At 69.3% G+C, this 12,162-nt stretch carries 16 protein-coding genes; 9 read left to right on the top strand and 7 right to left on the bottom strand.

Annotated features, from left to right (window positions below; genetic code table 11):
* Nucleotides 1-36: 36 nt before the first annotated feature.
* Nucleotides 37-639 (bottom strand): TetR/AcrR family transcriptional regulator, encoded by a 603-nt coding sequence (locus tag OHA25_RS12685; RefSeq protein WP_327587745.1) that lies wholly within the window; start codon nt 637-639, stop codon nt 37-39.
* Nucleotides 640-703: 64 nt separating this feature from the next.
* On the opposite strand from OHA25_RS12685, the gene OHA25_RS12680 reads away from it, so the two are divergent.
* Together OHA25_RS12680 and OHA25_RS12675 are read left to right on the top strand one after the other, a co-directional pair.
* Nucleotides 704-1,984: an FAD-dependent oxidoreductase gene (locus OHA25_RS12680; protein WP_327587744.1), complete on the top strand. Its 1,281-nt coding sequence runs from the start codon at nt 704-706 to the stop codon at nt 1,982-1,984.
* A gap of 131 nt (nt 1,985-2,115) precedes the next feature.
* A complete protein-coding gene (locus tag OHA25_RS12675; protein WP_442942103.1) occupies nt 2,116-3,132 on the top strand; it encodes a fatty acid desaturase family protein in 1,017 nt (338 codons plus the stop codon).
* Between the two features lie 9 nt (nt 3,133-3,141).
* Here OHA25_RS12675 and OHA25_RS12670 read toward each other — a convergent pair whose 3' ends face one another.
* Nucleotides 3,142-3,360 carry a hypothetical protein gene (locus OHA25_RS12670; protein WP_305919608.1) on the bottom strand — a complete coding sequence of 73 codons (219 nt, stop codon included), beginning with the start codon at nt 3,358-3,360 and terminating at the stop codon, nt 3,142-3,144.
* Nucleotides 3,361-3,391: 31 nt separating this feature from the next.
* Between OHA25_RS12670 and OHA25_RS12665 the strand changes: the two genes are divergently transcribed.
* The 4 genes from OHA25_RS12665 to OHA25_RS12650 all read left to right on the top strand — a co-directional run bounded on the left by OHA25_RS12665 (nt 3,392) and on the right by OHA25_RS12650 (nt 7,291).
* Nucleotides 3,392-4,516: a sensor histidine kinase gene (locus OHA25_RS12665; protein WP_327587743.1), complete on the top strand. Its 1,125-nt coding sequence runs from the start codon at nt 3,392-3,394 to the stop codon at nt 4,514-4,516.
* Nucleotides 4,513-5,181, top strand: a complete 669-nt coding sequence (locus OHA25_RS12660; RefSeq protein ID WP_327587742.1) for a response regulator transcription factor — start codon at nt 4,513-4,515, stop codon at nt 5,179-5,181. The genes OHA25_RS12665 and OHA25_RS12660 overlap by 4 nt, the downstream gene beginning before the upstream one ends.
* A gap of 97 nt (nt 5,182-5,278) precedes the next feature.
* Nucleotides 5,279-6,532 carry a cytochrome ubiquinol oxidase subunit I gene (locus OHA25_RS12655; protein WP_327587741.1) on the top strand — a complete coding sequence of 418 codons (1,254 nt, stop codon included), beginning with the start codon at nt 5,279-5,281 and terminating at the stop codon, nt 6,530-6,532.
* A gap of 9 nt (nt 6,533-6,541) precedes the next feature.
* Entirely contained in the window at nt 6,542-7,291 is a 750-nt protein-coding gene (locus tag OHA25_RS12650; RefSeq protein WP_327587740.1) for a cytochrome d ubiquinol oxidase subunit II, read from the top strand.
* A gap of 24 nt (nt 7,292-7,315) precedes the next feature.
* On the opposite strand, the gene OHA25_RS12645 is transcribed toward OHA25_RS12650, so the two are convergent.
* Complete coding sequence (locus OHA25_RS12645; RefSeq protein ID WP_327587739.1) at nt 7,316-8,041, bottom strand: SDR family NAD(P)-dependent oxidoreductase; 726 nt, start codon at nt 8,039-8,041, stop codon at nt 7,316-7,318.
* 65 nt (nt 8,042-8,106) lie between these two features.
* Between OHA25_RS12645 and OHA25_RS12640 the strand changes: the two genes are divergently transcribed.
* Nucleotides 8,107-8,703 (top strand): TetR/AcrR family transcriptional regulator, encoded by a 597-nt coding sequence (locus tag OHA25_RS12640; protein WP_327587738.1) that lies wholly within the window; start codon nt 8,107-8,109, stop codon nt 8,701-8,703.
* Nucleotides 8,704-8,705: 2 nt separating this feature from the next.
* Here the strand turns inward: OHA25_RS12640 and OHA25_RS12635 are convergent, their stop codons facing one another.
* The 3 genes from OHA25_RS12635 to OHA25_RS12625 form a co-directional block, all read right to left on the bottom strand.
* Nucleotides 8,706-9,026 carry a hypothetical protein gene (locus OHA25_RS12635; protein WP_327587737.1) on the bottom strand — a complete coding sequence of 107 codons (321 nt, stop codon included), beginning with the start codon at nt 9,024-9,026 and terminating at the stop codon, nt 8,706-8,708.
* A gap of 111 nt (nt 9,027-9,137) precedes the next feature.
* Nucleotides 9,138-9,344, bottom strand: a complete 207-nt coding sequence (locus OHA25_RS12630; protein ID WP_327587736.1) for a hypothetical protein — start codon at nt 9,342-9,344, stop codon at nt 9,138-9,140.
* The gene (locus OHA25_RS12625) at nt 9,295-9,564 is read right to left on the bottom strand and encodes an alpha-amylase family glycosyl hydrolase (protein ID WP_327587735.1); all 270 of its coding nucleotides are present in this window, start codon (nt 9,562-9,564) and stop codon (nt 9,295-9,297) included. Before OHA25_RS12625 ends, OHA25_RS12630 begins: the two co-directional genes overlap by 50 nt.
* Before the next feature lie 256 nt (nt 9,565-9,820).
* On the opposite strand from OHA25_RS12625, the gene OHA25_RS12620 reads away from it, so the two are divergent.
* The gene (locus OHA25_RS12620) at nt 9,821-10,234 is read left to right on the top strand and encodes a PPOX class F420-dependent oxidoreductase (protein ID WP_327587734.1); all 414 of its coding nucleotides are present in this window, start codon (nt 9,821-9,823) and stop codon (nt 10,232-10,234) included.
* A 33-nt stretch (nt 10,235-10,267) separates the two neighbouring features.
* Nucleotides 10,268-10,738: an SRPBCC domain-containing protein gene (locus OHA25_RS12615; protein ID WP_327587733.1), complete on the top strand. Its 471-nt coding sequence runs from the start codon at nt 10,268-10,270 to the stop codon at nt 10,736-10,738.
* Here the strand turns inward: OHA25_RS12615 and OHA25_RS12610 are convergent.
* Nucleotides 10,731-12,131 carry an MFS transporter gene (locus OHA25_RS12610; RefSeq protein WP_327587732.1) on the bottom strand — a complete coding sequence of 467 codons (1,401 nt, stop codon included), beginning with the start codon at nt 12,129-12,131 and terminating at the stop codon, nt 10,731-10,733. The two genes, OHA25_RS12615 and OHA25_RS12610, sit on opposite strands and share 8 nt — an antisense overlap.
* Nucleotides 12,132-12,162 lie beyond the last annotated feature (31 nt).

Below are 12,162 nucleotides of genomic sequence, written 5' to 3'. Positions count from 1 at the left end.
GCCGCCGATCCAACACCCGCCCGGGTCCGGCGGATCTTACGAATCGGTGACCTCGGCCAGGTGCCCGATCAGTTTCTCCAGCTGCTCGGCATAGTGCCCGGCGAACTCGGGCGAGGCGGGATCGAGGTCGAAGGCGGCCCGGACCAGCTGCGGGAACGAGATGCCGGCCGCGGCCATCGCGAAGAACGCCACCAGCACGGCGGCCGGATCGAGATCCGCGGGCAGCTCACCCGCCTCCTGGCGCTTCCGCAACCCCTCCAGGTCGCGGCGCACGTCCTCGGCGAACGTGGCATCGGGCGGGCCGTCGTCGGTGAGCCCCTGCCAGACCAGCAGCTTGCCGAAGTCCCGTCGCTCGGCATTGGCCCGCACATATCCGGCCACGAGCGCACCCAGGGAGGACGATCGGTCGGCGAACGCGCTCTCCTCACTCTGCCAGCGGGTGGTGATCGCCTGGTAGAGGCCCTCCTTGCCGCCGAAATAGTACGAGATCAGCTGCTTGTTCACCCCGGCCCTGGCGGCGATCTCGTTGACCCGCGCCCCCGCGAACCCCTTGGCGGCGAACTCCTCCAACGCCGCCTGCAGGATCCGGGCCTTCGTGCGCTCGGGATCGCGTTGCCTCTCCTCCGGTGCTCGTCTCATGCCCGAACTCTATCATCCAACCGGATGGTTGACAGAATTATCCAAACGGTTGATAGTTGGAGCCATGACACACCACATTGCGATCATCGGTGGCGGGATCGGCGGGCTCTGCCTGGCCCAGGGACTGCGCAAGGCAGGCTGCGACGTGACCGTCTACGAGCGGGACCGGACCCCGGCCGACCGGCTGCAGGGATACCGGGTGCACATCGATCCGAACGGCGCCCGCGCACTGCGCGACTGCCTGCCGGACCACCTGTGGCGGTCCTTCCTGGACACGACCGGGCGGGGCGGCCAGGATTTCGGCTTCCTCACCGAGCAGCTCGACCTGCTGACGCTGATCGAGACGCCCCAGGCCGCCGATCCCGCCGACGACCACCACTCGGTCAGCCGCATCACGCTCAGGCAGGTGCTGCTGTCGGGGCTGGACGACGTCGTGCGGTTCGGGAAGACGTACGAGAGGTATGAGCGCCTGCCCGACGGGCGGGTGGAGCTGTTCTTCGCGGACGGCACCAGCGAGACTGCGGACATCGTGGTCGCCGCGGACGGCGGGAACTCGCGGGTGCGCCGGCAGTATCTGCCGCACGCCGAGCGCGTGGACACCGGGATCACGACCGTGGCGGGCAAGTTCCCGCTCACCGACGAGACCAGGAAGCTGCTGGCGACACGGCTGGTGGACGGGCCGAACAGCGTCATCCCGCCCAAGGGCATCGGGCTGTTCTGCGCACCGCACGACCTGAGCGATCTCGCGCCCGCGGCCGACGAGATCGGGGTGACCGAGCAGGCCGGCGGGATCGGGGTGACCGAGCAGGAGGGTGCGCTGATGGACAACACCAGCAGTTACGTGTTGTGGGCGGTCGGCGCGGCGGCCGGGCGGTTCCCGTCCGACATTTCCGAAATGTCGGGCAAGCAGCTCAAGGACACCGTCGCACAGATGATCAGGTCGTGGCACCCGGACCTCCGCAGGATGATCGACCTGTCGCATCCCGACACCGTCAGCCTGCTGCCGATCCGCACCTCCATCCCGATCGACCCCTGGCCGGCCACGAACATCACCCTGCTGGGCGACGCCATCCACAGCATGACCCCCATGCGCGGCATCGGCGCGAACACCGCCCTGCGCGACGCCCGCCTGCTGTGCCGCGCCCTGACCGCCGGCAGCGACCCGATCGAGGCCATCGCCGGGTACGAAGCCGAGATGCGGGAGTACGGCTTCGCCGCCGTACGCGACTCGCTGCGGTCGGCTCAGCAGTTCGTCGGGGAGAACCGGATCGCGCGGATGGGCTTCAAGTCCTTCCTCCGCCTCGTCCACAGGGTCCCCTCGCTCAAGGCCAAGGTTTTCTCCTGACGCGGGCTGCCGCATGCCAGGACCCGCGGCCGGCGCTGAGACTGCTCTCAGCCCTGCGACAAGACGGGCTACCGCACGCCGCCCCGATACGACAGGGTTGAGGCAACGTGCACCGCGAGGTAAGGAGACCTGTGGTCAGCCCTGGCACGCTCGACACTCGGGGAAGCGACTTCGCCCGACTAGCCCACACCATTGCGGACGCCGGTCTACTGGACCGGCGTCCCTTTTATTACGCGACGCGGATCACCATCGCCGTCGTCGTCTACGTCGGCTGCTGGACGCTGTTCGCCTGGCTCGGCGACTCGTGGCTGCAGTTGCTGGTCGCGGCCGCGCTGGCCGTGGTGTTCGCGCAGTTCGGGTTCGTCGCCCACGACATCGGGCACCGGCAGGTCTTCAGAAGGCGGCAATCGAGCGACGTGGCGGGGCTGCTGATCGGCAACCTCGGCGTCGGGCTCGGCTGGGGCTGGTGGACCAGCAAGCACAATCGCCACCACGCCAATCCCAACCATGAGGACCACGACCCGGACGTCTCCCCCGCGGTCATCGTCTGGTCGACCGATCAGGCCATCAAGAGCCGGGGATTGCCGCGCTTCATCGCGAAATATCAGGCTTACTGGTTTTTCCCGCTACTCACCCTCGAGGCCTGGCACCTTCACGTGGCCAGCGTCAAAGCGCTGTTCAAGCCCTCGGCCAAGCGGCGCGCACCAGAGCTGGCGCTGCTGGTCGTGCATTTCGCGGCGTATTTCGGAGCGGTCTTCGCGGTGTTGCCGGTCGGCAAGGCGCTGCTGTTCCTAGTGGTGCATCAGGGGTTGTTCGGGCTGTACCTGGGGAGCACGTTCGCGCCGAACCATAAGGGGATGCCCGTGCTGACGAAGGAGGACAAGCTCGACTTTCTGCGTAAGCAGGTGCTCACGTCGCGCAATGTCAGGGGCGGCTGGTTCACCGACGTGGCGCTCGGCCAGCTCAACTACCAGATCGAACACCATCTCTTCCCCAACATGCCGGCCCCGAGCCTGCGCCGGGCGCAACCCATCGTCCAGCAGTACTGCGCGGAGATCGGCGTCAGCTACCTGCAGACCGGGCTGCTCGACTCGTACGGGCAGGCGTTGCGACACCTGCACGAGGTCGGCGCTCCGCTAAGGAGATGAGCCGCCTCATCACTCCTTTCCCTCGGCCAGCCGCTGGAGCAGCCAGTCGCGGCGGAGCTCGAGATCGGCGATCAGCTCGATCTGCTCATCCGCCTGGCTGATGATGGCCGCCTTCTCGATCTGGTCGGTCACGCCCATGTCGCGCATCTGCTCGCGAATGTCCCGGTTCTCGGCTCGCAGCCGTGCCAGGTCCTCTTCGACCTGCCGGAGTTCGTCCTTGGTGCTCATTCATCGGCTCTACCCTTACAGAATGGGAGGCATGCGAAGGCCGTCCACCAGCACGATCGTGTCGCTCGTGGCGATCGCGGCGGTGCTGGCCGGGGTGTTGATCACTTACGCCTTCCGCGGCGCCAGGCAGCCGAACGGGCTGGATGTGGTGCTGCCGATCATCGCCTGCGCCGGACTGCTGGCGCGGCGCGCCTATCCCGTGGCGGCGCTGATCGTCGTGGCCGTGTCCGTCGCCATCTACTATCCGTGGGCGGGGCTCGACGGGCCGCTGCTCGTGCTGGCGTTCCTGGTCCTCTACACCGCCGCCGACCGGGGCCGCCTCATCGCGGCCATCACGGTGGGCGCGGTGTTGCTGCTCGGCATGGGGATCGGCGAGCTCGACGGTCCCCGGCACGTGGACGACAGCATGTTCGTCGCGATCGCCGGCTGGGTGGTGGCGGCCATCGCGTTCGGCGGGGTCACCCGCAACCGGCGCGCCTACCTGGAGGAGGCCGAGCGGCGCGCGATCGACGCCGAGCACAGCAAGGAAGAGGAGGCCATGCGCCGCGAGAGCGAGGAGCGCCTGCGCATCGCCCGCGAGTTGCACGACGTGCTCGGGCACAACATCTCGATGATCAATGTGCAGGCGGCCGCCGCGTTGCACGGGCTGAAGAAGCGGCCCGAGGACGCCGAGACGGCACTGCGGACGATCAAGGACACCAGCAAGGAGACGCTGCGCGAGCTGCGCACCACGCTCGGGGTGCTGCGGCAGGTCGACGAGCACGCGCCGACCGCGCCCGCCGACAGCCTGACGCGGCTGGACACGCTGGTCGCCGCCTCCGGCCTGGAGGTGCGCACGGAGCTGTCGGGCCCGCTCGACGCGGTGCCGACCGAGGTGGACCTGGCCGCCACCCGCATCATCAGGGAGGCGCTGACGAACGTCTCCCGCCATTCCGGTACGACCCAGGCCACGCTGACCGTCAGCAACACGTCCGGAAATATCATGATCCGCGTGGAGGATGAGGGGCCGGGCGCCTCCTACGAGGGAGGCAGCGGCTTCGGCTTGCAGGGCATGAGCGAACGGGCGAGCGCGCTCGGCGGCACCCTGGAGGCGGGCCCCCGCCCCGAGGGCGGCTTCCGCGTCGTCGCCCGCCTGCCGCTGAACGGAGTGCGATGATCCGCGTGTTACTGGCCGACGACCAGACCCTGGTCCGGGCCGGGTTCCGGTCCATACTCAGCGACGAGGACGACATCGAGGTCGTCGCCGAGGCCCCCAACGGGGCGGCGGCCGTCACCGGGGCCCGCGAGCACCGCCCCGACGTCGTGCTGATGGACATCCGCATGCCCGAGCTCGACGGCCTGGAGGCCACCCGCCAGATCGCCGGCGACCCGCGGCTCGACGGCGTCAAGGTGATCATCCTGACCACGTTCGACCTGGACGACTACGTCTACGGCGCGCTGCGGGCCGGCGCGAGCGGCTTCCTGGTCAAGGACACCGAGCCGGCCGAGCTGATCCACGCGGTCCGGGTCGTGGCCAGGGGCGACGCGCTGATCTCGCCATCGGTCACCCGGCGGCTGATCGCCGAGTTCGCCGGCCGGGTCAAGCGCCCCGAGCCGGGACCCGAGCTCAACGCGCTCACCGAGCGCGAGCGCGAGGTCATGACGCTGGTGGCCGCGGGCCTGTCGAACGACGAGATCGCGGCCCGGCTCGTGCTCAGTCCCGCCACCGCGAAGACGCATGTCAGCCGCATCATGACGAAGTTGTCGGTCCGCGACAGAGCCCAGGTCGTGGTGCTCGCCTACGAGGCCGGCATGATCACTCCTGGCTGGCTTACCCCCTGAGTTGTACGCCGGGGTGGCTCCATACATCCCTGGGATGCACGCAGGTGACCGCCTGAGGTGGACGCGGCGGGTATAGCCGTGCCCGGATGCTCTGAGCATGGAAACCGTGGACCTCGCCCGCCTGCAGTTCGCGCTCACCGCGGGCGCGCATTTTCTCTTCGTGGCGCTGACGCTCGGCCTGGCGACGCTGGTGGCCGTCATCCAGACCCGGGCGACGCTGACCGGCAGCCCGGTCCACCTGCGGATGACACGGTTCTGGGGCCAGCTCTACATCATCAACTACGCGATGGGCATCGTCACCGGGCTGGTCATGGAGTTCCAGCTGGGGCTGTCGTGGAGTGGGCTCACCGAGTACGCGGGCAACGTCTTCGGCTCGGCGCTGGCGATCGAGACGCTGGTGGCGTTCTTCATCGAGTCCACGTTCCTGGGCCTGTGGATCTTCGGCTGGAACAAGCTGAATCGGTGGGCGCACCTGGCGCTGATCTGGATCGTCACGCTGACGGCTTACGCGTCGGCGTTCTGGATCATGATCGCGAACGGCTTCCTGCAGAACCCGGTCGGCCACGTGGTGGACGGCGACACGCTGCGGCTGGTCGACTTCGGCGCGATGGTGGCCAACCCGGCGGCACAGGTCGCGTTCGGGCACGTGATGGGCGGCGCGATGATCACCGGCGGGTTCTTCATGGCCGGGGTGAGCGCGTACCACCTGCGCAAGCGCACCGCCGAGCAGGACTTCTTCCGCAAGTCCCTGCGGCTCGGGATCGGGGTGGCGCTGCCGGCGACGATGTTCACGGTGACGTTCGGCGGGCTCGGGTTCGAGACCATGCAGCCGAGCAAGCTCGCGGCCTGGTCGGGATCGGCCGCCGAGCGGGCCGAGGTCCAGGCGGCGATGGTCGCCGCGCACGGGCCCGGCGACTACCTGCCGCCGATCGGCTGGGTGTATGGCGCCGGACTCACGATGATGCTGCTGTGGGTGGTGATGACGCTGGTCGCGCTGCTGAGCTTCCTGCTGATGGCCTTCCGGCCGGTGGTGCGGGGATTCCGGCTCTGGCACTGGCTGCTGACGCTGATGATCCCGGTGCCGTTCGTCACCATGATCTCTGGCTGGATCTTCCGTGAGGTGGGACGGCAGCCCTGGGCCGTGTACGGGCTGCTGAAGACGTCCGACGCGATGTCGCCGGTGACCGCGGGCCAGATGCGGCTCTCGATCGTGGCCTTCACCGGTGTGTTCTCCGTCCTCATCCTGGTCAACTACTGGCTGCTGGCCAGGCACGCCCGGCGCGGGCCCGGCGCCGTGGCCCTGGGCGACCGCCCGCTCGACACCCCCGCCGCCCCCGTTCTCAGTTTCTAGGAGCCGATCATGGAGATCTTCATCCTGGCCTTCTTCGCGCTCGGCTACCTCGTGCTGGCCGGGGCCGACATCGGGGTCGGCATGACGCTGCCGTACCTGGGGCGCTCGGCGGACGAGCGGCGCGAGGTGATCGCCGCGATCGCGCCGTTCTTCCTCGGCAACGAGGTGTGGCTGGTGGCGACGGCCGGTGTGCTCGCGGGGCTCTTCCCCGAGTTGGAGGGCGAGCTGCTGAGCGGGAACTATTCGGTGGTCGTGGCGCTGCTGATGGCGTGGGTCGTGCGGGACATGGGGCTGTGGCTGCGCGGGCGGGTGCCGGGCCGGCGGTGGGCGGGATTCTGGGACGGCGCGACCGTGGCGGGCAGCTGGGGTCTGGCGCTGAGCTGGGGCCTGCTGCTCAGCCATGTGCTGCTGGGCATCCAGGGGCCGATCGCCCTGCTGCCCGCCCTCGTAGTGGCCGCGTTGTTCGCCACGCACGGGCTGACGTTCGCGGCGCTGCGGCTGCGCGGGGTGTTGCGGGAGCGGGCCGCCCTGTTGTCCGGCGGATCCGGCGGGCCCGTGGAGGGCCGCACGTACGCGCTGACCGCCGCCGCGCTGGTGGCCGTCGGGATGCTCGCGGGGCTGCGGCTGCCGCTGCACCCCGGCACGGCCGGGTCCCTGCTGGTGCCGGTGATCCTGGGGCTGATTCCGCTGCTGGTGGCGGCGCAGGGGTGGGTGTGGTGGACCTTCCGGCACCGGGTGACCGGCCCGTCCTACCTCTGAAGGTCCAGGCCTTCCGTGGTGCTCCTAGAGGTTGCCGCCGCCGGTGGCGTCGATGGTGCTGCCGGTGACGAAGCTCGCCTGCTCCGAGGCGGCGAACGCGACCGCGTTCCCGATCTCGTCGGCCTGCCCGACCCGGCCGAGCGCGTGGCGGCTCGCCGCGTACGCCTCCGCGTCGGGGTTGCCGCGTAGCCAGGCCGCGTTGGCGTCGGTGTCGATGATGCCGGGCGCGACGTTGTTGACCGTGATGCCGCGCGGTCCCAGCTCCTTGGCCAGCGCCAGCGTGAACACCTGCACCGCGCCCTTCGTCATCGCGTACGCGATGCCCTCGGGAAAGGCGATGCGCGCCACGCCCGAGGTGATGTTGACGATCCGGCCACCGTCAGGGATCAGCGGCAGCACCTGCTGGGTGAGGAAGAACAGTCCTTTGACGTTGACGGCGAACACCCGGTCGTACGCCTGCGGCGTCTCCTGTCCGATGGGTCCCGACGAGCCGATGCCCGCGTTGTTGACCAGCACATCGAGCACGGGTGTCTCCTGCCGGAGGCGCTCGGTGAGCCTGTGGACGTCCTCCTGCACGCCCAGGTCCGCCTGAACGGCGAAAGCGCCGTTCCCGAGGAGGTCCACCACCTCCTTGGCCGCGCTCTCATCGGCGGCGTACGTGATGGCCACACGGAAGCCGTCCGAGGCCAGACGCAACGCGATGGCGCGGCCGATCCCCCGGCTCGCTCCCGTCACGAGGGCGGTCTTCATGACGAACACCTTTCTTTAGCGATCGATACAGAACCATAACATAGCGATCGCTATAGAATGGGTGCATGGCCAGACAACGGGCATTCGACCGGGACACGGCGCTGGAGAGCGCCCTGCGGGAGTTCTGGCGGCACGGCTACGAGGCGACCTCGATCGCCGCGCTCACCGCCGCGATGGGCATCAGGCCGCCCAGCCTGTACGCCGCCTTCGGCGACAAACGGCGGCTGTTCGAGGAGGCCGTGCGCCGCTACCAGGAGACCTACGGCGCCTTCACCACCCGTGCCCTGGCCGAGGAGCCGACCGGGCGGCAGGCGATCGAGCGGGTACTCCGGGAGGCCGCCGCCGAGTACGCGAGCGAGGAGCACCCGAGAGGCTGCCTGATCATCTCGGCTGCGGTGAACTGCGGGCCCGAGTCCGCGGAGGTGGAGGAGCTGTTGCGCGGGTTCAGGGAGCAGGCCAAGGCGGCGGTCAAGCGGCGGATCGACGACGACGTGGCGGCCCGGCTCATCCCGGCGGACACCGACACGGCGGGCCTGGCCGGGTTCTACGCTTCGATGATCCAGGGCATGTCAGCGCAGTCCCGCGACGGGGCCGGGCACGAGGAGCTCCTGCGCATCGCCACGCTGGCGATGTCCGCCTGGCCGGCCGCCACGGGCGATTGACCCTACTGGGATTTGACCGAGGCGTCCTCCGGCAGGTCCGTCAGCTCCTGGTCCTCGAGCCCGGTCAGCGTGAGCTCTACGTCCACCGCCGTGTCGCAGAGGTTGTGCGCGACCACGACCGTGGCGCCGTCCACGTCGCAGCGGTGCGCCAGGACGGCGTGGTGGCCGTTGTCCAGCACCGTGTAGTCGCCCCACGCCAGCTCCGGACACTCCCGATACCGCTCGATGAGGAGCTGGAACCAGCGCAGGAGGGAGCCGGTGTCCCCGGACCGCCATGCGGCCCTCCTCGTCGAGGTTCTCCCCCATGCCGATCTCCTCGCCATAGAAGATCACGGGTGTGCCGGGCAATCTGCATGTCCTCGCGCGGGCCGAACGCCCGGAAGACCTCCTGCCGCTCCTCCTCGCTCAGCTTGTCCAGGGTGAGCTCGTCGTGGTTACGCAGGAACATCGCCCACTGGCAGTCCTTCGGCGGCTGGGGGGCGCTCGCGCAGGGCGGCGGCGAGCGGGCGCGCGTCCGCGCGGGCCCGCTCGCCGAGCAGGATCGACCCGCCCTTGCGCCTGGTCATGAACGCCCGCAGGTCGGCCAGGAACTCATGCGGGGTGGCCAGCTTGGGGTTGACGTTCTCGATGAGGAACGGCACGGTACTGCCCCGACTCCTCGTCGTACTCCCAGAAGGAGCTCTCCTTGTCGGGGAAGACCACCTGGCTCGGGTCGTCCGGCTCGGGGGCGTCGGACCAGACGTACCAGTCCCGCAGCGGCGAGTCCTTGCTCTGACGCGCCTGCGCGAACCAGGGGTGCTGGTCGGAGGTGACGACGAGGTCCGCGATCACCCGCAGGCCGCGGTCGTGGGCGGTGCGCATGAACTCGGTAGTCGATCTGCTGCGTCAACCCGCGGAAGTCGCCCACGCCGTCGCCGTTGCCGTCCTTGAACGTCTCCACGTCGAGGCAGTAGACGACGGCGTTTTTCCACCAGACGTCGGAGGTATACGTCAGTCGCATCCGCTCCCGCTACCCGCCACGGATGCGTTCTACCTGCTCTGCGGTTTCGCCCATGCTATAGATCGGCTGTGTCGATTCCGGCGGATCCCGTACGTATGGACGGTGAAAGGAGAAGACATGTCGTTCACCGATGAAGAAATCGCCTACCTGCAGTCGCAGCCGCTCGCCCGGCTGTCCACCGTGTCCGGGGACGGGCAGCCCGATGTGGTGCCGGTCGCGTTCGAGTTCGACGGGAAGGGCTTCTGGGTCGGGGGTGTCGGCGAGCAGGTCCTGAACACCCGGAAGTTCCGCAACCTGAAGGCGGGGAACCTCAAGGTGGCCCTGGTCGTCGACGACCTGCTGTCGCTCGATCCGTTCGTCGCGCGTGGCGTGCGGGTCTACGGACTGGCCGAGCAGCCGGTCGAACGGGTCGGGATGGTCGGCCCGGGCCTCTACAGCCGGATCACGCCGACCGTGTCGTGGAGCTGGAACCTGGCGGGCGAGCCAGCCGGAGAGACCTGGTACGCGACGCGGCGCGCAGTGCACCACTGAGAATTGTCCGGGTCGGTCGCTAAGGTCGATCGCATGTACTCGACGCGGGTCTCTCAGTACGTGAATGCGCCGCGTTCAGCCGTCTACCGGGCGCTCGTGGAAGCGGACGCGATCAGGAAATGGCGGGTGCCGGCGGGGATGAGCAGCCACGTCCACGAGTTCCACGCTCGCGTAGGCGGCTCGTTCCGGATCTCCCTCACCTACGACGCGCCAGGACCGACCGGCAAGTCGGCCTCGCACACCGACACCTACCATGGCCACTTCGCGGAGCTGGTCCCGGACGAGCGGGTGGTGGAGGTGCTCGAGTTCGAGACCGACGATCCCGCGCTGCGCGGCACCATGACGATGACGACGACGCTCACCGACGCCGGTCCCGGCACCGAGGTCGTCATCGTGCACGATGGGATCCCCGACAGCGTGCCGGCCGCCGACAACGAGACGGGCACGCGGATGGCCCTGGCGAACCTGGCCGCGCTGGTCGAGGGAAACCCGGCATTCACCTGACCATTTCGGACTCCAATGACCGCCGGGGCGCGCGGGGAAGGGTCAGCCCGGCCAGCACGCCGGTGACGGCGATCACGGCGGCGACGAGGAGCGCTGACCGCAGCCCGTCGACGGTCGCGGCGCGTACCGCCTCCCCGGTCAGGCCATTGGTGTCACGGCCGGCCACGGCCACCAGGACGGCCAAGCCCGCGCTGCTGCCCGCCTGCAGGACGGTGGAGGCGAGCCCGGAGACGGCGCCCTGTTCGTGCGCGGCCACGCCGGTCGCGGCGACGATGAACATGGTGTTGAACGACAGTCCCGCGCCCAGGCCGAAGCCGATGAGTCCGGCCAGCAGACCCGAATACGATCCGCCGACGGACAAGCTCAGCCCCAGCACTACGGTCCCTGCCACTCCCACGAGAACGCTGAGGATCATCGTGCCGCGCAGCCCCAGGCGCGGGATCAGCCGCTCGCTGATCAGATTGCCCGCCGTGATCCCGAGCGTCGGGCCGAGGAAGGCGAGGCCGGACCGCAGGGCGTCGTAACCGAGGACGTCCTGGAAGTGCAGGGTGAGGAAGTACGGCACGCACTGCAGGGTCAGGCCGTAGACCAGGATCGCTCCGGCCGCGGCGCTCGTGTGCCTGTTGGCCAGGAGCCGCAGCGGCATCAGCGGATTGCGGCTACGGGCCTCGATGGCCAGAAAGGCAGCGAGCAGCGCAGCCGCGGCGGCGAAGGACGCCACGGCACCGGCGGAGAACCAGCCCTGCTCGGCGCCATGCGCGATGGCGAACACCAGCCCCGTGACACCCGCGGTGCCGGTGAGCGCGCCGGGCAGGTCGAACCCGCTCATCCGCCGGGCGGCGTCAGGGGTCAGCACGGCGAACGCCGCCACAGCGCCCACCGCCGTCAGCGGTACATTCACGAAGAAGACCGCCGGCCACCCGAACACCCCGGTCAGCAGGCCGCCGAGCAGCGCGCCGAGGCTGAGTCCGCTGGCGCCGCAGACCGCCCACACGGTCATCGCCCGATTGCGCGCCGGCCCTTCGTCGAACATGGTGACCACCAGCGACAAGGTGGCGGGCATCAGGACGGCGCCCCCGAGCCCCTGCACCGCCCGCGCGCAGATCAGCAGACCTGGAGAGCCAGCGAGCCCACCGAGGAGGGAGCCGACGCCATACAGCAGCATGCCCAGGACGAACATCCGCCGCCTTCCGAGCAGGTCGCAGAGCCGGCCGCCGAGCAGCAGGAAACCGCCGAAAGGCACCGCGTAAGCGCTGACCACCCACTGCAGCGAGTAGGCCGAGAATCCCACGTCGCGTGCGATCTGCGGCAGCGCGACGTAGACGATGGTGAAGTCCAGGGCAGTGATCATGCTGCCCAGGCCCAGGAGCATGAGTGGGATCAGAAGTCGCATGCCGGACAGCCTGATCGTGGCTCCGGATCCC

It is taken from the genome of Nonomuraea sp. NBC_00507 (genome assembly GCF_036013525.1).
Classification (GTDB): domain Bacteria; phylum Actinomycetota; class Actinomycetes; order Streptosporangiales; family Streptosporangiaceae; genus Nonomuraea.
This window is presented reverse-complemented; position numbering and strand designations above follow the sequence as displayed.

What these genes read in the sequence shown, in the direction of transcription:
- OHA25_RS12650 (WP_327587740.1), top strand. Translation starts at nt 6,542, where the DNA reads ATGGAGATCTTCATCCTGGCCTTCTTCGCGCTCGGCTACCTCGTGCTG.
- OHA25_RS12610 (WP_327587732.1), bottom strand. Translation starts at nt 12,131, where the DNA reads ATGCGACTTCTGATCCCACTCATGCTCCTGGGCCTGGGCAGCATGATC.
- OHA25_RS12645 (WP_327587739.1), bottom strand. Translation starts at nt 8,041, where the DNA reads ATGAAGACCGCCCTCGTGACGGGAGCGAGCCGGGGGATCGGCCGCGCC.
- OHA25_RS12625 (WP_327587735.1), bottom strand. Translation starts at nt 9,564, where the DNA reads ATGCGCACCGCCCACGACCGCGGCCTGCGGGTGATCGCGGACCTCGTC.
- OHA25_RS12680 (WP_327587744.1), top strand. Translation starts at nt 704, where the DNA reads ATGACACACCACATTGCGATCATCGGTGGCGGGATCGGCGGGCTCTGC.
- OHA25_RS12685 (WP_327587745.1), bottom strand. Translation starts at nt 639, where the DNA reads ATGAGACGAGCACCGGAGGAGAGGCAACGCGATCCCGAGCGCACGAAG.
- OHA25_RS12640 (WP_327587738.1), top strand. Translation starts at nt 8,107, where the DNA reads ATGGCCAGACAACGGGCATTCGACCGGGACACGGCGCTGGAGAGCGCC.
- OHA25_RS12670 (WP_305919608.1), bottom strand. Translation starts at nt 3,360, where the DNA reads ATGAGCACCAAGGACGAACTCCGGCAGGTCGAAGAGGACCTGGCACGG.
- OHA25_RS12655 (WP_327587741.1), top strand. Translation starts at nt 5,279, where the DNA reads ATGGAAACCGTGGACCTCGCCCGCCTGCAGTTCGCGCTCACCGCGGGC.
- OHA25_RS12660 (WP_327587742.1), top strand. Translation starts at nt 4,513, where the DNA reads ATGATCCGCGTGTTACTGGCCGACGACCAGACCCTGGTCCGGGCCGGG.
- OHA25_RS12620 (WP_327587734.1), top strand. Translation starts at nt 9,821, where the DNA reads ATGTCGTTCACCGATGAAGAAATCGCCTACCTGCAGTCGCAGCCGCTC.
- OHA25_RS12665 (WP_327587743.1), top strand. Translation starts at nt 3,392, where the DNA reads ATGCGAAGGCCGTCCACCAGCACGATCGTGTCGCTCGTGGCGATCGCG.
- OHA25_RS12635 (WP_327587737.1), bottom strand. Translation starts at nt 9,026, where the DNA reads ATGGCGAGGAGATCGGCATGGGGGAGAACCTCGACGAGGAGGGCCGCA.
- OHA25_RS12615 (WP_327587733.1), top strand. Translation starts at nt 10,268, where the DNA reads ATGTACTCGACGCGGGTCTCTCAGTACGTGAATGCGCCGCGTTCAGCC.